The sequence below is a fragment of the Paraburkholderia sp. SEWSISQ10-3 4 genome (genome assembly GCF_030464785.1).
Lineage (GTDB): Bacteria > Pseudomonadota > Gammaproteobacteria > Burkholderiales > Burkholderiaceae > Paraburkholderia > Paraburkholderia aspalathi.
Genome location: NZ_JALPRI010000001.1, coordinates 910,692 through 935,050, shown reverse-complemented (window position 1 = coordinate 935,050; position 24,359 = coordinate 910,692). Strand labels below are relative to the sequence as shown.

Here is a 24,359-nt window from a genome sequence, read left to right as displayed (position 1 = left end):
TACTTCCTGGGGTTTTGGCGAGCGTATGAAACGTTATCTGTCTGCTTTTCTGGCTGCGGCCGTGGTGTCCACTGCGGCCTATGCGCAAAGCGCGCCTGATGCGGTGGTGAAGGGTGCCGTCGAAGGCACGGTGGCCGCGATGAAGGCCGATCCGCAGGCGCGCGGTGGCGATATGGCGAAGATCACCGAGCTGGTTCAAACGCGCTTCGTACCGGCTACCGATTTTCAGCGAACCACCCGGATCGCGGTAGGGAAGGCATGGAGTACGGCGACCCCCGAGCAGCAGAAGCAGCTCTATGACCAGTTTACGCTGCTGCTGGTGCGCACCTACGCCGCCTCGCTGTCGCAGTTGCGGGATCAGGACGTGAAGTTCAAGTTCTTGCCGGTCAATGTGCCGGCCGGCTCCAAGGACCTGGTGGTGCAGTCGCACGTGCTCAGCAATGGCGGCGACGATGCCATCGATTACCGGCTGACCAAGGGCGCTAACGGCTGGAAGATTTACGACATCAACATGATGGGCGCCTGGTTGATCCAGGTGTATCAGACGCAATTCGCCGATCAGATTTCCAAGGGCGGCGTGGATGGGCTGATCAAATTCCTGACCGCGCATAACGCACGAGGCGCGGGCTGACTGCGGGCTGACATATAGCAGCGCAAAAAAGAAAAAGCGCGGTGGCAATCAGGCCACCGCGCTTTTTTTCTACCTAAGGTGTACTTCATGGGGCGGATAAAACGGCCCTAAGCCGCCCCAGGCACTACGCTTAGTGTGCGGAAGCGGAAGCCGCCGTCTGCACCTTCTTACCCGTTCCAGCGCGCCCGATTTCCTCGAGCTTGATCTCGACGTGCCGCGAGAACACGTACTCAGCCGGACGCTGCTTATCCAAAGCAATATCTTTGGTGAAGGCACCCGAAGTCTTCGGGCCGCGCAGGCTGACCTTCAACGCCTTCAACGGGTGCGCCACCGTATCCATCACCGCAGTCGCTTCAAAGCCGCAGTGCACCATGCAATCCGCGCACTTCTCGTAGTTGCCCGTACCGTACTTTTCCCACTCCGTGGTTTCCATCAATTCCTTGAAGGTCTTCACGTAGCCTTCGCCGACCAGGTAGCACGGCTTCTGCCAGCCGAACACCGTACGCGCCGGGTTGCCCCAAGGCGTGCACTCGTACGTCTGATTGCCGGCCAGGAAGTCGAGGAACATGCCCGACTGGCTGAACGACCAGTTCTTGCCGTTGTTGCCGCGCTTGAAAATCTCGCGGAACAGTTGCTTGGTCTTGTCGCGGTTCAGGAAGTGTTGCTGATCCGGCGCGCGTTCATACGCATAACCCGGCGAGACGGTGATGCCGTCCACACCCATCGGGCCGAGCGTGTCGAAGAACGCGGCGACGCGTTCCGGCACAGCGTCGTTGAACAACGTGCAGTTGATGTTCACGCGGAAACCGCGGCGCTTCGCTTCCTTGATGGCGGCGACAGCCTTGTCGTAGACGCCTTCCTGCGACACCGAGTGATCGTGCGCCTGCTGATCGCCGTCCAGGTGAACCGACCAGACGAAGTACGGATTCGGCTCGTAGTCGTCCATCTTCTTTTCCATCAGCAACGCATTCGTGCACAGGTACACGAACTTCTTGCGCGCGATGATGCCCTTCACGATCTGCGGCATTTCCTTGTGCAGGAGCGGCTCGCCGCCTGCAATCGAAACGACCGGTGCGCCGCATTCGTCGACTGCGCCAAGGCATTCTTCGAGCGACAGACGCTGATTCAGGATGGGATCCGGATAATCGATCTTGCCGCAGCCATTACAGGCAAGATTGCAGCGGAACAGCGGCTCCAGCATCAAGGCGAGCGGGTAGCGTTTGTTGCCAGAGAGATGCTGACGCATGATGTATGCGCCAACCCGGACTTTCTGTAGCAGCGGAATAGACAAGACGTCCTCCTTAAACTTCGCGTGCAGCGAGTGGTTGCATCAGTTTCGATGGCAACTTGAATTCGACTTTCTCTTCACGGCCCGCCATCGTCGTGACATCGACGGGCCCCAATGCGCGCAGCGCATCGATTACGTTCATTACCATCTCTTCCGGTGCTGAAGCACCAGCCGTGATGCCGACGGTCTGCACGTTCGCAAACCACTCCGGCTTCACTTCCGAACCGTCGGCGACGAGATAACTCGCCACGCCGGTTTCGCTGCCGATCTCACGCAGCCGGTTCGAGTTCGAACTGTTGGTCGCGCCTACCACCAGCAGCACCTCGACCTCTTTGCTCAGTTCGCGCACCGCCGCCTGACGGTTTTGCGTGGCGTAGCAGATGTCGCGCGTGTCGGGACCGACGATGTCGGTGAAACGGCGCAGCAGGGCATCGATAATGCCACGTGTGTCGTCGACCGACAGCGTGGTCTGCGTGACGTACGCAAGCGGCGTATCGAGCGGCAGGTCCAGAAGCGCGACTTCAGCCTCGCTTTGCACCAGCAGCACCTTGCCTGGAATCTGGCCGATCGTGCCTTCCACTTCCGGATGGCCCGCGTGGCCGATCAGGATCAGGGTACGACCCGCCGCCACATATTGGCGCCCTTGCACGTGGACCTTGGTCACGAGCGGGCAGGTCGCGTCGAGCACGTCGAGGCCGCGCTGCTCCGCGTCGCGCTCGACGGTTTGCGCGACACCATGCGCGCTGAAAATCGCCACGGCGCCGTGCGGCACCTCATCGAGTTCTTCGACAAAGCGCGCGCCTTTCTGGCGCAGGTTATCCACCACGTGGCGATTGTGAACAATCTCGTGGCGAACATACACGGGCGCGCCGTGTTGCTGTAACGCGCGATCGACGATCTCGATTGCACGTACAACACCCGCACAAAAGCCGCGGGGCTGAGCAAGGATGACTCGCATAAATTGGCGAACTCCGACTGACGCGGGTTTCGAAGAAGTCGGTAATTATGACTTTATCGCCGCGATCATCTATTTAGTTGACGTCTTGAGCCCCGGCTGCCAGCCGGTACAGCAAAACCAAACGCGCATTCTAACGCTATCAGGCCGGCTTTGCTTTGGCGTACCCGCCAGGGTGTTGGGGCCGCGCCGCCCGCGTGGCGCAGGTGGCAATGATTACACTCTGCACCGGTTTGGCGGAACCCTTAAACTACGTGGCCCTGCGGCACGTATCGGCTGCCGCATTACAAAAAGGTTTCGAGGCTCGCTGGATGGACGTCGATCAATACGAAAACTTTCCGGTCGCGAGCGTGCTGCTGCCAAAGGCGCTGCGCGCGCCTATCGGCATTATCTATCAGGTTGTCCGCACCGCCGGCGATATCGCCGATGAGGGCGACTGGAGCCCGGCCGAGCGGCATGCCCGCCTCGCCGACTTCCGCGCCGGCCTCGACGCGGTAGCGGAGGGGCGCGCGGCGCCCGTGCACCCGCTCCTGTTCGGCAAGCTCGCCGGCGTGATCGCGCAGTATAAACTGCCGCTCGCGCCGTTCTACGATCTGCTCCACGCTTGCGGTCAGGACATCGACACCCGCCGTTACGCGGACCGCTCCGCCTTGCTCGACTATTGCCGCCACTCGGCCAGCCCGATCGGGCATCTGATGCTGCATCTGGTGGGCGCCGCCACACCGGAGAATCTCGCCGACGCCGACGCGATCTGCACGGCTTCGCAACTGATCAGCTTCTGGCAGGACGTCGCCGCCGACTGGGAAAAAGACCGCGTGTATCTGCCGCTCGCGGATATGCGGCGCTTCAACGTGACCGAGGCGCAGATCGCGCGAGGTGTCGTCGACGATGCCTGGACGAAGCTGATGGCCTACGAAATTTCGTTCGTGCGAACCACGCTGGTACGTGGCGCGCCGCTCGCGTTGCGGATTCCAGGGCGCCTGGGAATCGAGCTGTGCGGCGCCATCCACGGCGGTTTGCGGATCCTCGAACGGATCGAAAAAGCCGGCTACGACGTGTTTCGCGAGCGGCCGGTACTCAACACATTTGACTGGTGCGTCGTCGCGGTACGCACTGTGGTGATGCGCCTGTCGCGGCGCGTCGGCGTAGAAGCCGGTTCACTCGAGGGTAATGCTTAATGGCGGTGGTTCTGTTTCTCCTTTCGTGTCTTTCCCTGCTGATCTGGTGTGTGTTGCTGTTTGCGCGCGGCGGTTTCTGGCGGGCGCGGCCCGCCGCGCCGCTCACGCTTGAGCCGCGCGAAACATGGCCGGCGGTCGCCGCCGTGGTGCCGGCACGCAATGAAGTCGATGTGATCGCGCAAGCGGTCACCACGCTGCTCGAGCAGGACTATCCGGGCGAATTTCACGTGATCGTGGTCGACGACCACAGCACCGATGGCACCGCCGATGCCGCCCGCGCAGCCGCGTTGCAACTGCAATGTCCCGATCGTCTGACGGTGCTGAGTGCGAAGCCCCTGCCGCCGGGCTGGTCCGGCAAGGTGTGGGCGCAGTCGCAAGGTATCGAGGCGGTGCGCACGCTCGGCCTGCCGGCCGATTTCCTGCTGCTCACCGATGCCGACATCGGCCATCCCGCCGACGCCGTCGCGCAACTCGTCGCCCGTGCGGATGCGGAAAAGCGCGACCTCGTCTCGCTGATGGTCCGTCTGCGCTGCGATTCGTTCTGGGAGAAGGCGCTGATCCCGGCCTTCGTGTTCTTCTTCGCCAAGCTGTATCCGTTTTCGTGGGTCAACAACCCGCGCAACCGCACGGCAGCGGCAGCGGGCGGCTGCATGCTGGTGCGGCGCAGCGCGCTCGAAGAGGCGGGCGGCATCGAGTCGATTCGCGCCGAGCTGATCGACGATTGCAGCCTTGCTGCGCGGATCAAGCATCGCGGCACGGGGCGTCATCCGATCCGTCTCGATGTGGCGGCGCGCAGCGTGTCGTTGCGTCCTTACGATAGCTGGCGTGAGATCTGGAACATGATCGCGCGCACGGCCTTTACGCAACTGCATTACTCGCCGCTGCTGCTGGCCGGCACGCTGTTGGGCATGACCGTCATCTACCTGGTGCCGCCGGCGGCCGCGCTGGTGCTCGGTCCTCAGGGCTCGCCCGCCTGGCTCGCCTGGGCGGCCATGTGCTGCGCGTATGCGCCGATGCTTAGCTACTACCGTCGCTCGCCGCTGTGGGCCCCGTTTCTGCCGCTGGTGGCGTTGTTCTATGTCGGCGCGACGTTTGCGTCCGCCGTGCGCTACTGGCGCGGTAAAGGCGGTCAATGGAAGGCGCGGGTGCAGGCGCCGGTGCAGGAGCGCTGAGACGCGGCTGCCCCAAGGATTGATCAGACAAAAAACGGCGCCCTCGGGCGCCGTTTTTTTATATCGACCTTTGCTTCAGCCCTTGGTGAGCATCATGTACATCTGGATCACCATGTCGGGCGAGAACGTGAACGGCACCCAGCCGTGACCCGTGTGGCGCATGACCAGCAGGCGGTCGCCATTCGACTGTTTCTGCACGGCCATGACGGGATTCTTCGTCGAGACGAAGCGCCAGCCCGGCGGAATGCCCGGCGGCGGTTCCGGCGTCATCGAGGCGCGCGCGTTCGACAACTCCTCGATCAGCTGCCCGATCTGCTCGGCACGCAGCGCGACCGTCTGACCGCCGATCGTCATGGTGATTTCGTTTTGCGCGGGGCGGTTGATTTCGAGCGTGGGCTGCACCTGGGCGGCCGGCTCTTTGCCGGACTCCGCGGCATCTGCTGCGATTTCCGCCGTCGTTGCCTCAGACGCAACAGCTTGCGTTTTTGATTCCGATGAGGCGTGATTTGGCGCCGGCGTTTCCTGCGCTGCCACCTCTGCGCCGTTTGCAGTGTGTGCGGGTGTCTCGGGGATGTTTTCGGCCTGCGGGGCCACGACAGCCTGGATGAGCTGATCGACGCCCATTTCCAGCGCGCCGAGCTGTTCGTGAAGATTCATGCGAGCTTTCTCTGGTAAGACCCACGATTTTAACTGCTGCGCGTAGGCTTTTACCTGTCGCAAACACAGTGACGTTGTAACAAAGTGCGTGCAGGCCGCGCCGGATCGGCGCGACCTGCGTCAGCACTTTTATCAAGCCTTCAAATATCCGGCTTGCCTGAACCATTCGATCGCATCGCTCAAGCCCTCGCGATAGGGCCGGGCGCGATAGCCGAGCTCGCGTTCCGCCTTCGCCGACGTGAAGTACATCTTGTTCTTCGACATTTTCAGACCGTCGACGGTGAGGAACGGTTCACGCTTGGTGATCTTGGCGACGGCTTCTGCGCCCGCGGCGAGCGGATAAAGCGGCCAGCGCGGCAAACTCAGCGTCGGCGCCTTGCGGCCGGTCAGCGCCGCGATATCCGCGAGCATCTGTTGCAGCGGCAGATTTTCGCCGCCGAGAATGTAGCGCTCGCCGATTTTGCCGCGTTCGAGCGCGAGAAAATGGCCGGCGGCCACGTCGTCCACGTGCACGAGATTGAGCCCCGTGTCGACAAACGCGGGAATCTTGCCGAGCGCCGCTTCGACGATGATGCGCCCGGTCGGCGTCGGCTTGACGTCGCGCGGACCGATCGGCGTGGACGGATTGACGATCACGGCCGGCAGACCGTCTTCGGCGATCATGCGCTCCACCGCGCGTTCGGCCAACACCTTGCTGCGCTTGTACACGCCGATCGCCTGGTCGGCTTTGAGCGGCGAGGTTTCATCAGCGGACTGGCCGGAACTGGTGACCTTCAGCGTGGCCACGCTGCTCGTGTAGACGATGCGTTCGACGCCTTCCTTCAGCGCCGCGCGCATGGTCGCCTCGGTGCCTTCGAGATTCGAGCGCTCGATTTCGCTCGGGTCCGGCGCCCACAGGCGATAGTCGGCGGCGACGTGCAGCAGATAGCGCACGCCGCGCAGCGCGTTGCGCATCGACGCTTCGTCGCGCATATCGCCAACGACGATTTCCGCACCCAGCGCCTCGACGTTTTTGCGCGGACTGGTGGCGCGTACCAGCACACGCACCTTGAAACCCTTCTGTTGCGCGATGCGCGCCACCGACGAGCCGACGAAGCCGGATGCGCCGGTCACGAGCACGAGATCGCGATTCTGTTCGGTCATTCTGTTTGATTCCCTGCGTGACAGTCGACGGATTGTACGTGTCGCGCGGGCCACGTGTCGCGCCGTGCGGCTCAGGCGTGCAGGGGAACTCAGAGAGACCACCGAGCAATGTTGCCGCGAGACGTCTAGAATGCCGGCTTGAAAGATTGCGACGAGAGGACGGCATGGCCCCGGATCTGGACCAGCGGATCGAAACATATTACGTGCGAGTGCGCGGCACCGTGCAGGGCGTGGGCTTTCGCCACGCCACCGTGCGGCAGGCTCACGCGCTCGGTATCAAGGGATGGGTGGCGAATCTCGACGACGGTTCCGTCGAAGCTATGTTGCAGGGCTCGGCCAACCAGGTCGACCGGATGCTGTCGTGGCTGCGTCACGGGCCGCCGGCGGCGCGCGTCACCGAAGTGACCGGCGAAGAGCGCGCGACCGAAAAGCGTTTCGAGCGGTTCGAGCAGCACTAAGCACTTGAGCTTCACGCAAAAAAGGCGGCGCGCCATCACCTCGATGGCGCGCCGCTTTGTCGTTTGTGCGTCCTGTTTGTCCGATTAGTCAGCCGATAACGCTTTGCGCCTAGCGCGCCACCAGCAAACTCTCTGCGAACCCCCATCCGTCTTCGATCCATTGATGGCTGCACACGAAGCCCGCATCGTCTGCAATCGCGGGCACTTCGTCCGCGCGGTACTTGTGGCTGCTCTCGGTCCAGATCGTTTCGCCCGCCTTGAGCGAGACCGTCAATTGCGCGGCGCCCACATGCGCGGTGACATCGCGCTTTGCACGCAAATGCATCTCGATGCTGCGCGCGTCCGGATTGAAGCGGGCAACGTGTTCGAACGCATCGAGCGGAAAGTCGCCGTCGAGCTCCCGATTGACACGCGCCAGCAGATTCAGATTGAACGACGCGGTCACGCCGACCGAATCGTCGTAGGCGGCCACCAGCACAGGTATCGGCTTGATCAGATCCGTGCCGAGAAGCAACGCGTCGCCGGGCGCAAGCATGTTGCGGATATCGCGCAGAAAACGCGTGGCAGCGAGCCGGCCGAAATTGCCGATCGTGCTGCCGAGAAACAGCACGAGTAGGCGCTCGTCCGCCGCGCGGTCCTGACTCACCTCGGCGAGCCCGGCGAGGTAATCGCGTTCGTAACCGACGATCGAAATCCGCTCGATGTCGCCAAGTTCGCGCCTGCACAACTGCAACGCGCTGCGCGAAATTTCAATCGGGAAGTAAGAAGTGGGGCGCTTTTTACACAGCGCTTCCAGAATGCGCCGCGTTTTGCGGCCGCTGCCGCTGCCCAGTTCAGCGACGGTCACGTCGTGCGGCAGATGCGCGACGATGTCCGCTGCGTGCTTCGCGAGCAGGCGTTCCTCGGCGCGTGTCACGCCGTATTCGGGCAGTACGGTGATCACTTCAAACAGCGCAGAACCCACTTCGTCATACAGATACTTCGACGGCAACTCTTTTTGCGGCGTATGCGTGAGTCCGGCGCGTACCTCGGCGGCGAAGGCGGCGCGGAGTAGGTCGGGCGATGCGTCGTGCGATAGGGCTGGCTGGGTCATGCTGGCTCCAGTAGTCACATTCGATGAGCGGGATTGCTGGCCGGGCGGCGGCAGGTGCAACGGAGCGCAGTTGCTTGCAGTTGCGCGCAGTTGCCGTATGCCGCGGGAAGAAGGGCGGGCTCGGTCCGTATGGACTGCCTATGCCGGCCCGGCTCATTGATGCTGTGATGACAGTTGAAAATGACGCTTGCGACGGATATCCAAGATGTCTCAGATGACGTTGCAAACGATGCCGCTAGACTTCATAGCAAGATTCGCGCTTGCGCAACTGCGCTGAAACTTGCCGGCGTTGCAACTGCGGATTCGCCTGTCGCGCGTGAAGTTATGTTCTAGTGCATCGGCGCGCGATGCGCACGGGAAAAATTGCTATTGACTGCAAGGAACGAACGGGCACGTTGTTCGGGAACCCGTCTAGAATGCCGGCTTGCATCGCATATCGAAGATAAAAACGCAGCGCCTGATACGCACTACCAGCCGCACTGCCTGCTTGTGAGACTTCATTTCCAATGACAACAACTCGAGGCACGCAGCCGTATGCTGCGCCGCACACACCTGCACTGCATCTCAAAGCGATTGCACCACGGGCCGCGCAATGAACCAGTATGACCCAAAGCGCGGTATCGCGTTGTCGGTCGGCGCATCGGCGATGTTTGCTTTACTGTCGGCTTACGCCAAGCTGCTTGCGCCGTTGAGCGGTCTCGACATTTTCGCGTGGCGTATTGTGTGGACGGTCCCCGGGGCGCTATTGCTGATCGTGTTGCGCAAACGCCTGCCGATTCTCCGGCAACTTCTTTACCGCATGGTGACGGAGCCGACGCTCGGCGCGGCGATGGTTGTCAGCGCGGCGTTGCTTGGCGCGCAACTGTGGGTGTTCCTTTGGGCGCCGCTGCATGGGCGCATGCTCGAAGTCTCGCTCGGCTATTTTCTGCTGCCGCTGGTGATGGTGTTGGTGGGCCGCTTCTACTATCGCGAGAGCCTCGACGGTCTGCAGTGGCTCGCTGTTATTTGCGCGGCGTTGGGGGTTGTGCATGAACTGTGGATGACGGGCGCCTTTTCGTGGCCCACGTTGCTCGTCGCACTCGGCTATCCGCCGTATTTCGTGCTGCGCCGCAAAATCAACCAGGATTCGCTCGCCATGTTCACGGTCGAAATGGCGCTGCTGTTGCCCGCGGCGGCTGTGTTCATCGTCATCGGTGGTTCGTTGACGATGATCGGTGGCCGTATCGACATGTGGTGCCTGTTGTTGCCGGGACTCGGCGCGCTCAGCACCATCGCGCTGGCTTCGTATCTGAGGGCAAGCCGTTTGTTGCCGGTCGCTTTGTTCGGCATTCTTGGCTATGTCGAACCGGTGTTGCTGGTGTTCGTCTCGATCACGCTGCTTGGCGAGACGCTCAGCGCCGCGCAGTTAGCCACGTATGTTCCGATCTGGATGGCGGTTGCGCTGACGGCTTTGCATAGCGTGCGGCTCGTTCGGTTTGCGCCGCGTTGAGTTTCGGCCACTGGATCACATGCCGCGGTTCAGCGATGCGCTGCCGCACGATCCGCATTGATACGCGTTGCGCCGACCTGTTCCTCGATCGCTTCGCGCAGCGCCGGCCGCCAGCCAAAACCGAACAGCGCTTCAGCGAGTACGAATAGCGGCCCGATCAGCAGACCGATCACATCGTCGACAAATGCCGGCTTGCGATGTTCGTAGGCGACGTGGCCGATGAACTGAAACACCCAGCCGATCACGAAGAGTCCGATGCCGGAGGCGAGCCAGGTGAGGGTAGTTTGCGCAGCGAGCCACTGTCCGCACGCGACGCATAGTATCGATACGACTGCCATCATCACGCCGAGCGGCACATCGAGTACGAGGTAATAGACGGTCGCTGCGGTGAACAACACCCATGCGGGCGATAAGGCAAATGGCAGCGCGCCGAAGCTGAAAGCAGGCCGGCTCAACAACACCGCCAGCGCGAGCACGATCATCGGAATGCCGATGAAATGCGTGGCGATATTGCGCCGGTCTCGATGGTAGGCCGCGTATTGCGTAAGCTGTTGCGTCAGCGTTCTCATGGATGCCGCTCCTCAATCAAAGCCAGCATAATCGCGGGCAGCGGAATTTGAAACCATCGGGTAGCCGACAATCGGGCACGGATACCGTTCTATGACTGCGAGTTTTTCATCGAATGAGCTTGCCGTGCTGCTTGAACGCAGCGCGTGGTTTCGCTCGGCGCCCGCTGCTATGCGGGCTCAGCTGATCGAAGCGGGGCGTGTCGAGCGCCTCGCGGCCGGTCAACGGCTCTTCACGCGTGGCGATTCCGACGACGGCCTCTACTGCGTGCTCGACGGTCTCGTGAGAATCGGCGCGGCCAGCTCGGCCGGCAAAGAGGCGTTGCTCGCGGTCATCGAGCCGGTCAACTGGTTCGGCGAGATCGCGCTGTTCGATAATCGCCCGCGAACCCACGACGCGTATGCCGAACGCGATTCCGAACTGTTTCATGTGTCGCGCGCGGCGCTTGCCGCGCTGCTCGAACGCACGCCCGAGTATTGGCATGTCTTCGGTTTGCTGTTGACGCAAAAGCTGCGCCTCGCTTTCGACGCCATTGAAGAAGCCGCCTTGCTTCCCGCCGCACCGCGCGTGGCGCGGCGCCTGTTGTTGATGGCAGGCGGCTATGGCGAACCCGGCGCATTGCGGCGCGTACTCAAAGTACCGCAGGAGGACCTCGCGATGATGCTGGCTCTGTCGCGGCAGACGATCAATCAGGTGCTCAAGCAGTTCGAGACGCAGGGTGCGTTAAAGCTGGGCTATGCGGAAATCGAAATCACCGACGTGCAAAAGCTCAGGGCGCTGGCCGATCTGAATCCGACCGCGTGATCGCCGTGATCTACGCGCAAAGCGCGGCCTTGCCTCCCCTATACGTCCACTTGCGCGCCGCTGCATCTTTATAAGCATTTTACGGCGCACCCCTATTTCTTTGGCGATTCGCTACACCAAGCCCGGTAAGGTCGATGTACCCCGGTCAGGAAGCGAACCTATGCATGGAAATAGCGCTCTGGATGGTGTCCAGGTACAACGAAATCTTCGCCGCAAAGCCGGCCTGAAGGTGATGTTCGCGGCGATCGTCTTCTCGTTCGCAGCGGCAGCGCACGCCGCCGACGCGCAGTCGGCGTTGCCATTGCCGTTAGCCGCTCCAATTGTCGCGAGCGACGCAGCGCCTGATGCCGGCTTGCCGGCGCTCAGCGATATCACCGCCATGCTGCGCGCGCAGTTTCGCGTTGCGCCATTGGAATCCATGAAGATCGCTCGCGCGGTATTGATCGAAGCCGAGCGTCAAGCCATCTCGCCGGTCTTGCTGCTTGCCGTGATGTCGGTCGAGTCGGGTTTCGATCGCCACGCGGTCAGCATCGCGGGCGCGCGAGGGCTGATGCAGGTCTTGCCCGCTGCGCATCCGCAATTGATTGCGGGCACAACTGACTTATCCGATCCGGCAATCAATGTGCGGATCGGCTCGACCATTTTGCGCGGCTACCTCGATCAAAGCGGCGGCGATCTCGACGCCGCGCTCGTTCGCTACAGCGGCGGCGGCCGTGGTTACGTGCAGCGCGTCGTGCTGCGGATGCAGCGCCTGGACGCAAGTTTGCGCCACGAATGACGAACTCATTCGCGGCGCATTCCTCCTCGGGCCCTCTAGTCGTTGCTCCAGCTCTTTAGCGCTTTAGCTCATCGCTCCAGCAAACTCGGCGCGCAGATCCTGCAGCCTGTCGCGCGCGGTGCCGAGACGTTCGACGAGTTGTGCCGACGCGCGCGTAATCGGCATACGCGTTTCGTCGGTCATTGAATGATCGAATGCCAGCATCGCCTTGATCGCGGACGGATTGGGTGCGGCGAACAGCAGACGCAACACGGGCAGCAAGCTGGCGAACAGATTGCGCTCGTCCAGGTCGCGATCGACGCGGATCAATTCCTGTACGGCAACCAGCAGGTCCGCGCAAACATGTGCGCTCGCCAGAATCCCACCGGTGCCGCCGCTGTGCAGACAGTCGTCCAATGCTTCGTCGGTGCCGCATAGCACGCTGATCGGCAGGCCGCGCAGCTTGCTGAAATGGTCCTTCACGCATTCCTTGATCGCGACGATATTGCTGTATTCGACCAAACGCGCAACCGTTTCGGGCGCGATCGTCACACCGGTTCGATGCGGCACGTCGTACAGAACGATAGGGCGTTCGGTGGCGAGTGCGGCCTGTTCGAAATGCCATTGCACGCCCGCCTGATCGGGACATACGTACGACGGTGGAGACACCAGATAGCCGGCACAATCCCAGCGCTCGTAGCGCTGAATATCGTGCAGGACGTCGCGCGTATTGGCGCCGCCTACGCCGATCAGCATCGGCAGACGGGAGCCGATCACATCGGTCAGCGCCTGCAAGACGGTGAGGCGTTCGGATTCCTGTAACAAAGCGGCTTCGCCCGTCGTGCTCAAGGCGACAAATCCGCTGATCTCCGTGCGCAGGTAATAGTCCGCGAGGCGCTGCAACGCGTCGACGTCGACTTCACCGTTGCGAAACGGGGTGACGATGGGCAGCCAGATTCCTGAGAACATGATTAGCGCGCCTTTGCGACGGCATGGCGGCGCTTCAATGGTCCGATGAGTGCTGCTGGGAGTGTCGAGATCAGCGTATGCAAGGTGAAGTCGAGGTCGTCGAGCGCAATGTCGAGTTGCACGCGCACTTCTTCGCGCACGGCTTCCGTGCTGACCACATACACGCCGAGCGGCGAATGAAGCAGTGTGCGGAGCTGGGTGCCGGGAAGATCGTGCGGGGGATGAGGCAGGGTGATCTGCAAGCGGGCGCGAGCCGCGGGGAAGGGGATGACATTGTTGCGCTGGACCGGCGGCGCGCTAAGCGGCTGCGTTTCGAATTTGTCGATTGATTGCGTGAGTGCCATTTGATGCGGCGTTCATTGACGCCATGGTTGATCAAGACAGTTCGAGATTAGACGTCTACGGGTAAACGCAGTGCAAAAATTGGGGTATCCGCTGAAAAAATCACGAGGACTAGATGAGTTGCTCGAATTGCATCAGCCAGCAGCCGTGCTGGTAATTTAACTGTGCGTGGGCTTCAACTCTGTCCATATGACACGCCCATAAAAAAAGGCGAGTCGTGAGACTCGCCCTCCCTGAACGGCAGAGTTCGGCTTCGATTAACTACAGATGCCTGGCCGGTGCATGCCGAATACCGATCACGTGTTATTGCGTTTTAGTCGTGTCGGTCTTTGCGCCGTCGGCTTTTGCCGGGGCATTGCTGGCCTCTTTCGCGCTCTCCGTCTTTGTCTTGCTTGCGCTTGTATCTACTGCGGTCTTCTTGGCGGCCTTATGGGGCTTTGCCGTGTGGCTGGCGGAAGCCTTCTTCACATGCGCCTTCGTCGCGGCCTTCGTCGGCGCTTTGGTCGTGGCGGCGCCTTGGTCCGTGGCACCCGTTTGCACGGCGGTGCTCGCCTTCAGGTTCGCTTGACCGGCGGGTTGCGTTTGCGCAGGTTGCGCGGCCGCCGGTGCTGCGGTTTGTGCAAATGCGGTCGACACGACGAGAGCGGAAGCGAGAGCAGCGAAAAGCGTCTTCATGATGTAACTCCTGGTTAAACCGGTTGTTCTTTGTGTCGCGGCTGAAATGTTTCAGCGCTGCCGGTTTAACGTTGGCGGGAAGACAGCAGTTGACGGTGCTCTGGTGACAAAACGTAACGGCGGATACATATCGGGGTCCTGAATCAACCCGAAGCGGTTCCGCGTTTCAGCCGCGAAGGTAGTGGGGAAAGCCGTACCTTCGCGCCCGAGCGATTGCGCGAACGCGCTATTGAAACGGATTCTGCACGACGCCCGGCTTCGTATCCGGCTCGTCCTTCACTTTCGCCGGCAGATTGGTCTGTGCCTGCAGCGCGGCCACTACCGCATCGATCGCTTCCTTCAGTGCGAGTGCCGCCTTCAGTCCGCGTTGGTCCTGAGTCAACTCCAGCGTACCGTTCAGCACCACGCGCGTGGTGCCGTTGCTGACGGTGAGTGCATCGCCCTGGATGTTGAGCACGTCGTCATCGTTCGAATAGGGTTTAAACACCTTTTAGTCCTCCCGGCCGCTGATCTTTGAGATTTTCCGGAATGCCCGGAAAACGGATGCCCGATGTTGCTTCGAGTTCGTGAATCGTCCTGATGTCGTAGCGGTTGGTCGAGACGTTGTCCACGACTACCGCGAACGCCATCTGCCGCGACGGCACGTAGACCACCTTGAACAATTGCGTCGGCACAAAGACGCGCGTTGGTCCAATCGTCTGCAATTGCTGGCCACTGAAAATCGGCCCGGTGACGACATAGGTATCGTTGTACGACATCGCGATCTTACGCACCGACGTTTCGATACGCGCCCACAAGCGCTGATTGTTCTCGCGATTTTGCGGCACGACGTTGGCCAGCGAAAACGATTGTGCCATCGCTTCCTGATTCCAGCGATTGCCTGCCGGACTCATATGACCGCGATCGAAGCCGCTGCGTTTATAGTCCGCGAGCGTCGCACCTTCACCGTCGGGCAAACGCGCGTCTTCGAAGAACTTGTTGGTACGCACCATGTCTTTCGCGGCTTCGATATGGTCGCGCGTCAGATGCTCCGAGGACCATAACGGACCATGCGTGATACCCGAATGCAGCACCGCGAAATCGCTATAGCAAAGCATGCGCGTTTTCGGCGCCATCTTCTGATTGGTCAGAACAGGCCATTGCGCATTCGGGGTGAACTGGGTGCAGGAAGGCGCCGCACTCGCGTGAGCGGCAACGGCGAACAACAGACAGGCAAACCACTTCTTCATGGATGGGCCAGTTGAGGGATCGGGGGCGCAAGTATAGCGTCGCGAGCCGGTGTCGAGCGAGGTGGAACGCAGAAGAACATGAAGGAGGAAAGCGGCTTTGGCGCAGTGCCCGCAGCGATGAAAATGCAGCGAGCGGAAGAAGCCGAAGAAGCACGGCAAAAAACCGCTGCACCAAAAAAAAACGGGCCGCTTTGCAGCGACCCTAATGCGTGGAATTCAAACTCTACTCACGCAAACTTAAGACGGACTTAAGCGCGGAATGCGGAGTGCGAAAGCGTGGACCGACGTTCGAACGCGCACACGAACCCACCCGCCACGCCCGCAGGCGGCGTGTTTTGGATGAGTGGAAATTTCGACCGACGAAAAAAAGCGCCGAAACCTAATTGCCGAAAACACTGTGTTCGGCGTGCACGTTCTGCCGATCGACAGCTTGCAAGCGCCAGAAACCGCTGGCCGGCGCGCGTGTCGGCAAGGCTGTCCACGCTGCGGCACCTTGCGCCGCGCTCACGCGTTGTTTGCGATCGACATGCAATCCGCGCAACGTGCACAGCGGCGCATCCGTGCTCGGTGCACAGAGGGTCGTCACGCCATTGTCGTCGTGTAACTCGCCCCACGGGGGCAGATCGATCCCTTGATGCGCTTCCCTCGACCACCGATGTTCGTCGGTGTCGAGCCATAACACAGCGTAGTCGTGGCTGACGGTGGGATCGGAGCCGTTGATGAGGATGGTCAGGCGCATGGCAGCTCCGTACAAATTGCGAAGTAATGCCTTATCAGTCTATGTCGCGACGCGTGTTATGCAAGGCGAAAAGGTACGGCGATCGGGCACGAAAAAAACTTACGCCCGGCGCGCACGGCTGTACGATAGCCGCGTCGGAAAGACATTCGCGGAGGCGAGCCATGCTGCGTCGATTGCTGCAACTCACGATGATGGCAGGGTGCCTCGGCGCGATATCGACGCTCAGTGCAGCTGCGGACAGCACGCCCTTCGCCGCGCCCGTGCCGATCGTCTATGTATCCGACTTCGACCTCGACGTGGCCAACGTGACGCCTGACAGCGGACCGGGGCAACGCGTGCGCCGCCTGCGCGGTCTGTTGCCGAGCGGTCCGGGACCGATGGGCAAGGACAAGAATCCGCAGGACCACGCCAAGGACATCGTGAACGAGATGGGCGACGCGCTGACTGCGGACCTGAAAAAAGGCGGTGTCGATGCGCGCCGTATTGCGCCCGGGCAGCCACTACCCGCAACGGGTTGGCAAGTGCGTGGCGTGTTTCTGAGCGTTGACGACGGCAATCGCCTAAGACGTGCAATGGTCGGTTTTGGTGCGGGTCAGAACAATATTCAGGTGGCGGTGTCGTGCGATAGCCTCGCGACGGCTGATTTGCCGCCGCTCTATGAGGCCGTCGAAGAAGCCGACAGCAAGGGGAAGCCAGGCGCGGCGATCAAACTCAATCCGTACGTAATCGCGGCGAAGTTCGTGATGGCGAGTGGTGACGAGAAGAAGACGATCGGGAAGACAGCGCAGCAGATCTCAGATGCAGTGATTGCCAAGCTGCACGGGGTGGCGCAGTGATTGATGCGCTGCTGCCCACCCCGACGCAATAGACAAACACAATAGCGCAATGGTCAAGCCGCTCAGGCCAGATCCAGCGTACCGGTCAAATCGCCAAGCGGCGCCAGGCCATTCTGCGCAAAAGCCCGATCGCGTGCGACAACCCCATCGAGCGGCGCCAGCCCATGCACCCGGCTAATCAGGCGAAGAATCGAATTGGTGTCGTACACCGTGTGATCGACATAGCCCTTCTTCGCCAACGGCGAAATCACTAACGCTGGAACCCGCGATCCCGGCCCCCAGCGATCGCCCTTCGGCGGCGCGACCGGATCCCACCAGCCGCCGTTTTCATCGACCGTGACGACTACGACCGTATTGGCCCATTGCGGGCCGCGCTGAATATGCTCGATCACATTCGCGACGTGACGATCCCCCGATGCGACATCCGCATACCCTGCGTGCATGTTCAGATCGCCCTGCGGTTTGTAGAACGTGACGGCCGGCAAACGTCCTGCATCGATGTCGGCAATCAGACGATTGGTAGACGCGTCGTCGCCGAGGCCCGCATCGCGCAGATACTTGCGCCGCGCGGCGGTGCCCGGCGCGTAATTAGTGAAGTAGTTGAACGGCTGGTGGTGGTACTGGAAATCAGGCACGGCACCCGTGTCCTGATGCTCCAACGCGTACTGCCACGCACCGCTGTACCACGCCCAGTCGACACCCTTGTCCGTCAGCCGGTCGCCGATCGTCGCGTAGTTTTGCGGCGGCATCACGCGCGGATTCGACGGGTCGGCGAGCGCGGGATTGCCGCCTTCGGCCGGACGCACGCTGCTCGGCTGGTAGGGCGGCGCCATCGTGTTGACGGCGTAGCCGTCGGCGGTAAACGCGCCATCGTTGACGAACTTCGGCGGACCGTCGAGCGCGGACGCCGGCGAATCGGGCGCCAGTTTCAGCCGCACGCCGGTCGGATCGTCGCCGTCCACCACCGAAACCATCTTCTTCGCCGGACTGTTGTGGATGTCGGGATAGAACGGTGCCTGCGCCGAGATCAGGAAGATGTGGTTCAGCCACGATCCGCCGAAAGCCGCCATGAAGAAGTTGTCGCACAGCGTGTATTGCTGCGCGAGGTTCCACAGACGCAGCGTGTCGGCGGAATTGCGGTAGTGGCCCATTACCAGGCCGCCGGAGTCGCCCCATGCGGCGAACTGGTTGTTGCGCCCGGCGTTGATCTGCATCTGGTTCTGATAGAAGCGATGCACCAGATCGCGCGTGATGACGCCATTCGGCAACGGTGCGCCTTGCGCGTCGGTAATGTGGAACGGGCCGTTGCGCAGGTTGGCAATATCCTTCTGACCGATCATGTAGCGCTTGCCGTCCACCTCCTGCGCTTGCGGCACGAGGCCACCCCAGATTGCCGGCAGGCGCGGCAGCGGCGTCTTGCCGTCGCGGTCGAGTTGCAGATAACGCTCGGCGCTCACCGCATCGAGCGGATGCTGGACACCCGGAAAGTTGCCGTACAGATTCGCGAAGCTGCGGTTCTCGGCGTAGATCACCACGATCTGCTTGACCTGGTCGCGTAGCGCGGCGTCGAGCCGCATGTCGGCGGCACTGCGCGGCGTCATGTCGCTCGCGGTACTTTGGTCAGTTTTGCACCCGGTTAGCGCCAGCCCGATACCGACTGCCGCGAGTCCGGTCAGGACACGGCGGCGTTCAGGATCGTCCGGGGTGTCGTCGGGGTTCGGTGGCAGGGTGGAGTCGTTGTCTGTCATCGGTATCTCTCGGAGTTTGCGTGACGGGTGCTTCACCGCCAGAAAGCTAGCGCTCGGGGCGGCGTGCGCGCGGCACCGGGTTCAAAATCGAGGTGGCCGGAAGGTTCCGGCACGGCTAGGGTAATCGTCGCTTCACGCGCCAACTGTTGTGCGTCGAGTCGACGGCGAATAGAAGCCAATGTTTGGCGTCCACGGGATGACGCCGCTGCGTAGCGTAACGGTCAACGGTCAATTCGAGTTCGTCGAAAGTCCGCCGATGGCAAGTGGCATGCGCGCCGGAGCCGTCCGCGAATTCGACTACCGCTGCCGCCGCGCGGGCCGGCTCGGGCAGGTGCGCGATCTGCACTGCGCAGCCCGGATAAAGATGTGAGTCGGCAACCTGGATCTGTACGGAATCGGACATGAGCGTGGCCTCCGGACGCCTGGCGCGAGCCAATGCGCGGTAGTGAGACCTCGCGCGATGGACCGCATCAAAGCATAGCACCGCGCGAAACGAAAATGACCGCCGTGTGCTTCGCGCTATCATGTTGATCTGTATCCGATGAACAGCAGAGACAACGGCAAAGACGGCAGCCAAGATGGCAAAAGAAGAGCAGACAGGAGCGGGACGCAAGCACGCGAGGCCACGCGGCGCGACAGTTTCGACTCCGCGAGACGAGGCGGCGCGATCCCTGGCGGACAGCGCCGATTCCCCCGATTCCCCCGATGAAGAGAGCACCGGCGGATCGACTTATCTCGTGCCTGGGTTGGAGCGCGGCCTGCGCATCCTCGCCGAATTCAGCGCGCGCGAGCCGATTCTGGGTGCGCCCGAATTGTCGAAGCGCATCGGCATTCCGCGCACCACCACATTTCGTCTGCTGCAAACGCTCGAAGCTTTAGGCTTTCTCGAGCGGGTGAACGGCGATCGCTATTTCCGGTTGAGCGTCGCAGTACTGCGGCTCGGTTTCGAATATCTAAGTTCGCTCGAACTGACCGACGTTGGCACGCCGATTCTCGAACGTTTGCGCGACGCGACCGGCCTCAGCACGCATCTGCTGATCCGCGACCAGCGTGATGTGGTGTTCGTCGCCAAAGCGCAAACGCATGAGCCAATGTTCAGTTCGGTGAAGGTGCATGTCGGCACGCGCTTGCCTGCGCATGCCACGGTGCACGGTCAGGTGCTGATGGGCGATTTGAGTTTCGAAGAATTGCGTCAGTTGTATCCCGAGCCGCAGCTCGAACGCTTCACCGAACGCACGCCGGCGACCGTTGAAGAACTGTACGGAAGAGTGCGCGAAAGCGCGGCGCTCGGCTACGCGTTGAGCGAAGCATCTTTTGAACGTGGCATTTCAGTAGTGAGCGCGCCGGTGCGCGACCAAAGCGGCAAGATCGCGGCCGCGTTGACGGTCACCATTCCCCGTTCCGATATCGGCGAAGCGGAAGAACGCGAACCGCTCATCATCGCGGTTTGCCAGGCTGCGCTCGAATTGTCCGAGCGGCTCAGCTATCGTCCGCGGCCGGATGATCCGACCGCGGCTCAAGCGCGTCGCAGGTCGGTTGCGGCGAATTGATATCAGAACGAGTGGTGGATACCGGTCAGGAAAATCGTCTGGTTCCGGCCGCTCGACACACCCGCCGTAAAGAACGCGGCGTCCGTATTCGAGCCCGCGCGCTCATACAGCGCATTCACATACAGCTGCGTCGATTTTGACAGCGCGTAGATGTCGCCGATCTCGAACTGCGTCCAGCGATGGCCGGCCATCGTCGTGGTCGCGGCGCCGCCGGCGACGCTGTTGAACGGCGTGAACTGATAATTCGCGCCCACGTCGTAGCTCTGATACGTATCCGAATGGCCGGACGATTCCAGCTTCACACGCGTGTACAAACCGTGCACCAGCAGCTTGCCGAACTGGTATGACGCGCCCGCCCCCATGTTCTCGACCTTGGCCGCCGTGTAGTTAGCCGCCGCGACACCCTGGAAGCTGGTGATGCCCGTTGTCACGATCGACGGCGTACGGTCGTGCTCATTCGCATAGGTCGCGCCCGCCTTGAACGGACCGTTGGCATAGCTAAGCGCAAAGCTCAGTGTCTTGCCGGTCGAGAAGTTGGTCGTGTTGCCGAGACCCATCATCGCGCCGACCGAGAAACCGGCGAAACTCGCCGAGCGGAACTTCACCGAGTTGTCGAACGGCACCACGCCGGTGTCGGCGAGTTCGTCGATGTTGCCCGGGTGGAACGCGTACCAGCTCGCGGCCAGATAAGCCGTGCTCAGCGGACCCAGCACGTCGAAGCTGAACGGTGTCTGATGGCCGAGCGTCACCGTGCCGACCTGGTCCGAACTCAATCCGACAAAAGCCTGGCGATTGAACAGCGTGCCCGCTTTGGCGAATGCTCCCGTGTTGGTATAGAAACCGTTTTCCAACTGGAAAACCGTCTTAAGACCACCGCCCAGGTCCTCGACGCCCTTCAGGCCCCAGCGGTCCGGCTGCATGTTGCCCTGTTCCTCGATCCACTTCGAATGGCCACCCGCATTGCTGATGTACGCAATACCGGCATCCAGGCTGCCGTAGAGCGTCACGCTGCTTTGCGCCCAGGCGCCGGTCGTTGCGCAGATTGCCGTCAAGCCGGCCGCCGCAATGATGTGCTTCACCGTTGGTTCTCCTGATCACACGACGGATAGCTCGCGCCGATTTCGTCGTCCCTGATCCTTGCTTTGGGTTGAATGCAGCTTCGGGTTTATGCGCCAAAACTGCTCCGCTTTATGTTCCACCTATGGGCGTTTGTATCGCCTATGGAAAAGTATAGTGAGTCTGGAAGTGGTCAAAATAAATTTTCGGACCCCGTACAAACCCGCATGAGGGCCACAGCATTTGTCTGAAAATTATGGGCAAACCCACGCCCAGAAAGGCTATCAAGCGGAAACTGCGGCTCACGTCAGTTCACGCAAAGCTGTGTTGCGAATGCCACAGTCGGTGTTTTCCCCTACCAGCCCAGATTTTTATTTTCTCGAGCCAAAGCCACTCCTATAATTATCCATACACGAACTGATGTTCCGTATATGGAACATAAGGCTTCAGGAGAAGGCGAGAAATGACTGAACAATGGCGCTGCGCCGGCCATGCCGGCGACCTGTCCGAAGACGCGCCGCTCGAGTTCAAACTCGACGGCACGGAAATCGGCATCTACAAGGTGGGCGATGCGCTGTACGCGCTGGAAAACGTCTGCCCCCATGCATACGCGCTGCTGACGCAGGGTTTTGTCGACGGTGACACCGTCGAATGCCCGCTGCACGAAGCCGTGTTCCATATCCCGACCGGCAAATGCCTGAAAGAGCCGGGTGGCCGCGACCTGAAGATGTACTCGGTACGTCTCGCCGGCGAAGAAATCCAGATCAAGGTGGAATGACATGTCAGAACACATCGTGAACTTCAATCCCTTCCTGAAGCCGTGGCTCGCGCCGCAGCCGAACAACGTTGCCGGCAAGGGCGTGATCGAAAAGCCGGGTGAGACCGAAAACTTCATCTGGCAAACGCGCAAGGCTGAGCCGACCCAGTACGAAAACGACTTCGGCGATGCACTGGAAAAGGTTTTCGAAGCCGGCGCGAATGAGTTGCAGGAAGTCGTTGACGGTTTGAACCGCGTGGGCTTCCGTACGCCGGAAGGCAACGCGTGGGACGCCGATCGCCTCGCCGCCGAATTCCGCCTGCTCGCTGAATAAGCGCGCTTTCCCGCACACGTCTCTTCGCTTTCGCATCCGGAGTCTTTTCATGACGTCCCCCAATACAACGACTCAAGGCGCGGCTGACCCGATCCAGTCTTATCTGAACCGAGGCCTGCGTAATTACTGGTATCCCGTTGCACCGAGCTGGCAAGTCGGCGACGCGCCGGTCGGCGTCACGCGCCTCGGCGATCAGATCGTGCTGTGGCGCGACAAGGAAGGCAAAGTCCGCGCGCTTGAAGATCGCTGCCCGCACCGCGGCGCGCGTCTGTCGCTCGGCTGGAACCTCGGTGGCAGCGTCGCGTGCTGGTACCACGGCATTGAAATCGACGGCGGCGGCACGGTCACGAAGGTGCCGGCTGTCTCGAACTGTCCGCTGGAAGGCCAGAAGTGCGTGAAGTCGTATCCGGTCGAAGAGCACGCCGGCGCGATCTTCCTGTGGTTCGGCGACGACGCCCATAAGGAACCCACGCCTCTCGTGTTGCCGGAAGAACTGGTGGGTGACGAGTACGCGAACTTCCTGTGCATGTCGAACTGGAAGTGCAATTACCAATACGCGATCGACAACGTGATGGACCCGATGCACGGCGCGTATCTGCACGCAACGTCACATTCAATGGCCGAAGGCGACAAGCAGGCCGACATGCGCGTGCGCAAGACCGAAACCGGTCTGATGTTTGAAAAGGTCGGCCAGCGCGACGTGAATTTCGACTGGGTTGAGCTCGGCGAAACCGGCGCGCTGTGGATGCGCCTCGCGATTCCGTACAAGAAGAAGTTCGGCCCCGGCGGCAACTTCGGGATCATCGGCTTTGCTACGCCGGTCGACGAAAACAACTGCCAGGTTTACTTCTGGCGCACGCGCAAGGTGTCGGGCTGGCAGCGCGACGCATGGCGCTTCATGTATCGCAACCGTCTGGAAGGTCTGCACTGGGCCGTGCTGGAACAGGACCGCTATGTTCTCGAAAGCATGGCGCCGAATGCGCGCGAGCACGAATTCCTCTATCAGCACGACGTCGGCATGACGCGTGTGCGCCGCATGTTCCGTCAGCGCGCGCAGCAGCATTTCGCTGAGCTGGATGCCTATCACGCTCAAGCCGCTCAGGCCGGCACCGGGCAAACCGAAGCAGCAGGCCACAGCCATGCATAACGAAGCGTCCCCGGCATTGGTTGCACTCCATGGCAGGCGCGTCCTCGTGACGGGCGGCGCGCGCGGCCTTGGCGCGGCGTTCGTTCGCTCGCTGGCGCAAGCCGGTGCGCAAGTCGTGTTCGGCGATGTGCTGCATGACGAAGGCCGGGCGCTCGCGGCGTCACTGGTCGAGCAAGGCCATGCAGTGACTTATCTGCCTCTCGATCTCGCGGACCCCGCCAGCATCAAGCAGTTTGCCGATCGGGCCGCAGCACAACTCGGCGGCCTCGACGCGCTGATCAACAACGCGGCGATCACCAACTCGGGCGGCAAGTTCGCCGATGAGTTGTCGGTCGAGACGTGGGACGCCGTGATGAACGTCAACGTGCGCGGCACGTGGCTGATGAGCACCGCCGCATTGCCATATCTGCGTGATTCGGGCCGCGGCAGCATCGTCAACATCGCGTCGGATACAGCGATATGGGGCGCGCCGAAATTGCTCGCGTATGTCGCGAGCAAGGGCGCGGTGATTTCGATGACCCGCTCGCTGGCGCGTGAATTTGGCGCACATCAAGTGACAGTCAACGCCATCGCACCCGGCCTCACTGAAGTCGAGGCCACCGCCTACGTACCTGCCGAACGTCACCAGTATTACCTGCAAGGCCGCGCGCTCACACGCGCGCAAGTGCCCGACGACGTCACCGGGCCGGTGCTGTTCCTGTTGTCCGATGCCGCGCGCTTCGTGACTGGCCAGTTGCTGCCGGTCAACGGCGGCTTCGTGATGAATTGATCTTGTCGAATCGAAA

The 24,359-nt window shown here is 61.5% G+C and carries 28 protein-coding genes; 13 read left to right on the top strand and 15 right to left on the bottom strand.

The annotated features are described in order from the left end of the window. The first annotated feature begins 25 nt into the window (after positions 1 to 25). Complete coding sequence (locus M0D68_RS04250) at positions 26 to 631, top strand: phospholipid-binding protein MlaC (RefSeq protein ID WP_200620619.1); 606 nt, start codon at positions 26 to 28, stop codon at positions 629 to 631. A gap of 130 nt (positions 632 to 761) precedes the next feature. Here M0D68_RS04250 and hpnH read toward each other — a convergent pair whose 3' ends face one another. Beyond that, the gene (gene hpnH / locus M0D68_RS04245) at positions 762 to 1,922 is read right to left on the bottom strand and encodes an adenosyl-hopene transferase HpnH (RefSeq protein ID WP_093634317.1); all 1,161 of its coding nucleotides are present in this window, start codon (positions 1,920 to 1,922) and stop codon (positions 762 to 764) included. 10 nt (positions 1,923 to 1,932) lie between these two features. After that, complete coding sequence (gene ispH / locus M0D68_RS04240) at positions 1,933 to 2,877, bottom strand: 4-hydroxy-3-methylbut-2-enyl diphosphate reductase (RefSeq protein ID WP_093634316.1); 945 nt, start codon at positions 2,875 to 2,877, stop codon at positions 1,933 to 1,935. Positions 2,878 to 3,185: 308 nt separating this feature from the next. Here ispH and hpnC point away from each other — a divergent pair, with 308 nt between their 5' ends. Both hpnC and M0D68_RS04230 read left to right on the top strand, forming a co-directional pair. Continuing rightward, the gene (hpnC, locus tag M0D68_RS04235; RefSeq protein ID WP_266223865.1) at positions 3,186 to 4,052 is read left to right on the top strand and encodes a squalene synthase HpnC; all 867 of its coding nucleotides are present in this window, start codon (positions 3,186 to 3,188) and stop codon (positions 4,050 to 4,052) included. Beyond that, on the top strand, positions 4,052 to 5,224 hold the full coding sequence (locus M0D68_RS04230) for a glycosyltransferase (protein WP_054034172.1): 1,173 nt from the start codon (positions 4,052 to 4,054) through the stop codon (positions 5,222 to 5,224). The genes hpnC and M0D68_RS04230 overlap by 1 nt, the downstream gene beginning before the upstream one ends. Before the next feature lie 75 nt (positions 5,225 to 5,299). On the opposite strand, the gene M0D68_RS04225 is transcribed toward M0D68_RS04230, so the two are convergent. Both M0D68_RS04225 and hpnA read right to left on the bottom strand, forming a co-directional pair. Next, positions 5,300 to 5,881, bottom strand: a complete 582-nt coding sequence (locus M0D68_RS04225; RefSeq protein WP_266223864.1) for a hypothetical protein — start codon at positions 5,879 to 5,881, stop codon at positions 5,300 to 5,302. 132 nt (positions 5,882 to 6,013) lie between these two features. Then, the gene (gene hpnA, locus M0D68_RS04220; RefSeq protein WP_266223863.1) at positions 6,014 to 7,024 is read right to left on the bottom strand and encodes a hopanoid-associated sugar epimerase; all 1,011 of its coding nucleotides are present in this window, start codon (positions 7,022 to 7,024) and stop codon (positions 6,014 to 6,016) included. A 164-nt stretch (positions 7,025 to 7,188) separates the two neighbouring features. Here hpnA and M0D68_RS04215 point away from each other — a divergent pair, with 164 nt between their 5' ends. Further along, a complete protein-coding gene (locus M0D68_RS04215; protein ID WP_120293712.1) occupies positions 7,189 to 7,482 on the top strand; it encodes an acylphosphatase in 294 nt (97 codons plus the stop codon). A gap of 109 nt (positions 7,483 to 7,591) precedes the next feature. Here M0D68_RS04215 and egtD read toward each other — a convergent pair whose 3' ends face one another. Beyond that, the gene (egtD, locus tag M0D68_RS04210) at positions 7,592 to 8,575 is read right to left on the bottom strand and encodes an L-histidine N(alpha)-methyltransferase (protein ID WP_266223862.1); all 984 of its coding nucleotides are present in this window, start codon (positions 8,573 to 8,575) and stop codon (positions 7,592 to 7,594) included. Positions 8,576 to 9,167: 592 nt separating this feature from the next. Here egtD and rarD point away from each other — a divergent pair. Next, the gene (rarD, locus tag M0D68_RS04205) at positions 9,168 to 10,064 is read left to right on the top strand and encodes an EamA family transporter RarD (protein ID WP_266223861.1); all 897 of its coding nucleotides are present in this window, start codon (positions 9,168 to 9,170) and stop codon (positions 10,062 to 10,064) included. Positions 10,065 to 10,093: 29 nt separating this feature from the next. On the opposite strand, the gene M0D68_RS04200 is transcribed toward rarD, so the two are convergent. Beyond that, complete coding sequence (locus M0D68_RS04200) at positions 10,094 to 10,633, bottom strand: DUF962 domain-containing protein (RefSeq protein WP_266223860.1); 540 nt, start codon at positions 10,631 to 10,633, stop codon at positions 10,094 to 10,096. 91 nt (positions 10,634 to 10,724) lie between these two features. On the opposite strand from M0D68_RS04200, the gene M0D68_RS04195 reads away from it, so the two are divergent. Then, on the top strand, positions 10,725 to 11,435 hold the full coding sequence (locus tag M0D68_RS04195; protein ID WP_266223859.1) for a Crp/Fnr family transcriptional regulator: 711 nt from the start codon (positions 10,725 to 10,727) through the stop codon (positions 11,433 to 11,435). 160 nt (positions 11,436 to 11,595) lie between these two features. Then, positions 11,596 to 12,213 (top strand): lytic transglycosylase domain-containing protein, encoded by a 618-nt coding sequence (locus M0D68_RS04190; protein WP_266223858.1) that lies wholly within the window; start codon positions 11,596 to 11,598, stop codon positions 12,211 to 12,213. 63 nt (positions 12,214 to 12,276) lie between these two features. On the opposite strand, the gene M0D68_RS04185 is transcribed toward M0D68_RS04190, so the two are convergent. The 6 genes from M0D68_RS04185 to M0D68_RS04160 form a co-directional block, all read right to left on the bottom strand. Continuing rightward, positions 12,277 to 13,161, bottom strand: coding sequence for a 4-hydroxy-tetrahydrodipicolinate synthase (locus tag M0D68_RS04185; RefSeq protein ID WP_266223857.1), 885 nt, complete (start codon positions 13,159 to 13,161; stop codon positions 12,277 to 12,279). A 2-nt stretch (positions 13,162 to 13,163) separates the two neighbouring features. Next, entirely contained in the window at positions 13,164 to 13,505 is a 342-nt protein-coding gene (locus tag M0D68_RS04180; protein ID WP_093634304.1) for a hypothetical protein, read from the bottom strand. 301 nt (positions 13,506 to 13,806) lie between these two features. Further along, complete coding sequence (locus M0D68_RS04175) at positions 13,807 to 14,178, bottom strand: hypothetical protein (protein ID WP_093634303.1); 372 nt, start codon at positions 14,176 to 14,178, stop codon at positions 13,807 to 13,809. A gap of 226 nt (positions 14,179 to 14,404) precedes the next feature. Further along, entirely contained in the window at positions 14,405 to 14,665 is a 261-nt protein-coding gene (locus M0D68_RS04170; RefSeq protein ID WP_093634302.1) for a hypothetical protein, read from the bottom strand. Beyond that, complete coding sequence (locus M0D68_RS04165) at positions 14,658 to 15,407, bottom strand: DNA/RNA non-specific endonuclease (RefSeq protein ID WP_211706767.1); 750 nt, start codon at positions 15,405 to 15,407, stop codon at positions 14,658 to 14,660. Before M0D68_RS04165 ends, M0D68_RS04170 begins: the two co-directional genes overlap by 8 nt. Positions 15,408 to 15,786: 379 nt before the next feature. Further along, on the bottom strand, positions 15,787 to 16,146 hold the full coding sequence (locus tag M0D68_RS04160; RefSeq protein WP_054034144.1) for a DUF3564 domain-containing protein: 360 nt from the start codon (positions 16,144 to 16,146) through the stop codon (positions 15,787 to 15,789). A 161-nt stretch (positions 16,147 to 16,307) separates the two neighbouring features. On the opposite strand from M0D68_RS04160, the gene M0D68_RS04155 reads away from it, so the two are divergent. Further along, positions 16,308 to 16,982, top strand: coding sequence for a DUF4410 domain-containing protein (locus M0D68_RS04155; protein WP_266223856.1), 675 nt, complete (start codon positions 16,308 to 16,310; stop codon positions 16,980 to 16,982). Between the two features lie 62 nt (positions 16,983 to 17,044). On the opposite strand, the gene M0D68_RS04150 is transcribed toward M0D68_RS04155, so the two are convergent. After that, a complete protein-coding gene (locus M0D68_RS04150; protein WP_266223855.1) occupies positions 17,045 to 18,730 on the bottom strand; it encodes an acid phosphatase in 1,686 nt (561 codons plus the stop codon). A 115-nt stretch (positions 18,731 to 18,845) separates the two neighbouring features. Next, positions 18,846 to 19,133 carry a hypothetical protein gene (locus tag M0D68_RS04145; protein ID WP_093634298.1) on the bottom strand — a complete coding sequence of 96 codons (288 nt, stop codon included), beginning with the start codon at positions 19,131 to 19,133 and terminating at the stop codon, positions 18,846 to 18,848. Between the two features lie 175 nt (positions 19,134 to 19,308). Here M0D68_RS04145 and M0D68_RS04140 point away from each other — a divergent pair, with 175 nt between their 5' ends. Next, positions 19,309 to 20,280 carry an IclR family transcriptional regulator gene (locus tag M0D68_RS04140; RefSeq protein ID WP_266223854.1) on the top strand — a complete coding sequence of 324 codons (972 nt, stop codon included), beginning with the start codon at positions 19,309 to 19,311 and terminating at the stop codon, positions 20,278 to 20,280. A gap of 2 nt (positions 20,281 to 20,282) precedes the next feature. Here the strand turns inward: M0D68_RS04140 and M0D68_RS04135 are convergent, their stop codons facing one another. Further along, positions 20,283 to 21,359, bottom strand: a complete 1,077-nt coding sequence (locus M0D68_RS04135; RefSeq protein WP_200620632.1) for a porin — start codon at positions 21,357 to 21,359, stop codon at positions 20,283 to 20,285. A gap of 440 nt (positions 21,360 to 21,799) precedes the next feature. On the opposite strand from M0D68_RS04135, the gene M0D68_RS04130 reads away from it, so the two are divergent. The 4 genes from M0D68_RS04130 to M0D68_RS04115 are packed head-to-tail and all read left to right on the top strand — an operon-like array spanning position 21,800 to position 24,343. Further along, on the top strand, positions 21,800 to 22,114 hold the full coding sequence (locus M0D68_RS04130) for a non-heme iron oxygenase ferredoxin subunit (protein ID WP_020068683.1): 315 nt from the start codon (positions 21,800 to 21,802) through the stop codon (positions 22,112 to 22,114). A gap of 1 nt (position 22,115) precedes the next feature. Further along, positions 22,116 to 22,427 carry a recombinase-like helix-turn-helix domain-containing protein gene (locus tag M0D68_RS04125; protein WP_171927726.1) on the top strand — a complete coding sequence of 104 codons (312 nt, stop codon included), beginning with the start codon at positions 22,116 to 22,118 and terminating at the stop codon, positions 22,425 to 22,427. Positions 22,428 to 22,476: 49 nt separating this feature from the next. Further along, the gene (locus M0D68_RS04120) at positions 22,477 to 23,574 is read left to right on the top strand and encodes an aromatic ring-hydroxylating dioxygenase subunit alpha (protein ID WP_211699878.1); all 1,098 of its coding nucleotides are present in this window, start codon (positions 22,477 to 22,479) and stop codon (positions 23,572 to 23,574) included. Next, entirely contained in the window at positions 23,567 to 24,343 is a 777-nt protein-coding gene (locus M0D68_RS04115) for an SDR family oxidoreductase (RefSeq protein ID WP_266223853.1), read from the top strand. Before M0D68_RS04120 ends, M0D68_RS04115 begins: the two co-directional genes overlap by 8 nt. The last annotated feature ends 16 nt before the right edge of the window (positions 24,344 to 24,359 follow it).

What these genes read in the sequence shown, in the direction of transcription:
- hpnA (WP_266223863.1), bottom strand. Translation starts at nt 7,024, where the DNA reads ATGACCGAACAGAATCGCGATCTCGTGCTCGTGACCGGCGCATCCGGC.
- M0D68_RS04155 (WP_266223856.1), top strand. Translation starts at nt 16,308, where the DNA reads ATGCTGCGTCGATTGCTGCAACTCACGATGATGGCAGGGTGCCTCGGC.
- M0D68_RS04115 (WP_266223853.1), top strand. Translation starts at nt 23,567, where the DNA reads ATGCATAACGAAGCGTCCCCGGCATTGGTTGCACTCCATGGCAGGCGC.
- egtD (WP_266223862.1), bottom strand. Translation starts at nt 8,575, where the DNA reads ATGACCCAGCCAGCCCTATCGCACGACGCATCGCCCGACCTACTCCGC.
- M0D68_RS04195 (WP_266223859.1), top strand. Translation starts at nt 10,725, where the DNA reads ATGACTGCGAGTTTTTCATCGAATGAGCTTGCCGTGCTGCTTGAACGC.
- M0D68_RS04145 (WP_093634298.1), bottom strand. Translation starts at nt 19,133, where the DNA reads ATGTCCGATTCCGTACAGATCCAGGTTGCCGACTCACATCTTTATCCG.
- rarD (WP_266223861.1), top strand. Translation starts at nt 9,168, where the DNA reads ATGAACCAGTATGACCCAAAGCGCGGTATCGCGTTGTCGGTCGGCGCA.
- M0D68_RS04165 (WP_211706767.1), bottom strand. Translation starts at nt 15,407, where the DNA reads ATGAAGAAGTGGTTTGCCTGTCTGTTGTTCGCCGTTGCCGCTCACGCG.
- M0D68_RS04120 (WP_211699878.1), top strand. Translation starts at nt 22,477, where the DNA reads ATGACGTCCCCCAATACAACGACTCAAGGCGCGGCTGACCCGATCCAG.
- M0D68_RS04200 (WP_266223860.1), bottom strand. Translation starts at nt 10,633, where the DNA reads ATGAGAACGCTGACGCAACAGCTTACGCAATACGCGGCCTACCATCGA.
- M0D68_RS04150 (WP_266223855.1), bottom strand. Translation starts at nt 18,730, where the DNA reads ATGACAGACAACGACTCCACCCTGCCACCGAACCCCGACGACACCCCG.
- M0D68_RS04130 (WP_020068683.1), top strand. Translation starts at nt 21,800, where the DNA reads ATGACTGAACAATGGCGCTGCGCCGGCCATGCCGGCGACCTGTCCGAA.
- M0D68_RS04185 (WP_266223857.1), bottom strand. Translation starts at nt 13,161, where the DNA reads ATGTTCTCAGGAATCTGGCTGCCCATCGTCACCCCGTTTCGCAACGGT.
- M0D68_RS04250 (WP_200620619.1), top strand. Translation starts at nt 26, where the DNA reads ATGAAACGTTATCTGTCTGCTTTTCTGGCTGCGGCCGTGGTGTCCACT.
- M0D68_RS04180 (WP_093634304.1), bottom strand. Translation starts at nt 13,505, where the DNA reads ATGGCACTCACGCAATCAATCGACAAATTCGAAACGCAGCCGCTTAGC.
- M0D68_RS04160 (WP_054034144.1), bottom strand. Translation starts at nt 16,146, where the DNA reads ATGCGCCTGACCATCCTCATCAACGGCTCCGATCCCACCGTCAGCCAC.
- M0D68_RS04175 (WP_093634303.1), bottom strand. Translation starts at nt 14,178, where the DNA reads ATGAAGACGCTTTTCGCTGCTCTCGCTTCCGCTCTCGTCGTGTCGACC.
- M0D68_RS04225 (WP_266223864.1), bottom strand. Translation starts at nt 5,881, where the DNA reads ATGAATCTTCACGAACAGCTCGGCGCGCTGGAAATGGGCGTCGATCAG.
- M0D68_RS04125 (WP_171927726.1), top strand. Translation starts at nt 22,116, where the DNA reads ATGTCAGAACACATCGTGAACTTCAATCCCTTCCTGAAGCCGTGGCTC.
- M0D68_RS04140 (WP_266223854.1), top strand. Translation starts at nt 19,309, where the DNA reads ATGGCAAAAGAAGAGCAGACAGGAGCGGGACGCAAGCACGCGAGGCCA.
- M0D68_RS04190 (WP_266223858.1), top strand. Translation starts at nt 11,596, where the DNA reads ATGCATGGAAATAGCGCTCTGGATGGTGTCCAGGTACAACGAAATCTT.
- M0D68_RS04215 (WP_120293712.1), top strand. Translation starts at nt 7,189, where the DNA reads ATGGCCCCGGATCTGGACCAGCGGATCGAAACATATTACGTGCGAGTG.
- ispH (WP_093634316.1), bottom strand. Translation starts at nt 2,877, where the DNA reads ATGCGAGTCATCCTTGCTCAGCCCCGCGGCTTTTGTGCGGGTGTTGTA.
- M0D68_RS04230 (WP_054034172.1), top strand. Translation starts at nt 4,052, where the DNA reads ATGGCGGTGGTTCTGTTTCTCCTTTCGTGTCTTTCCCTGCTGATCTGG.
- hpnC (WP_266223865.1), top strand. Translation starts at nt 3,186, where the DNA reads ATGGACGTCGATCAATACGAAAACTTTCCGGTCGCGAGCGTGCTGCTG.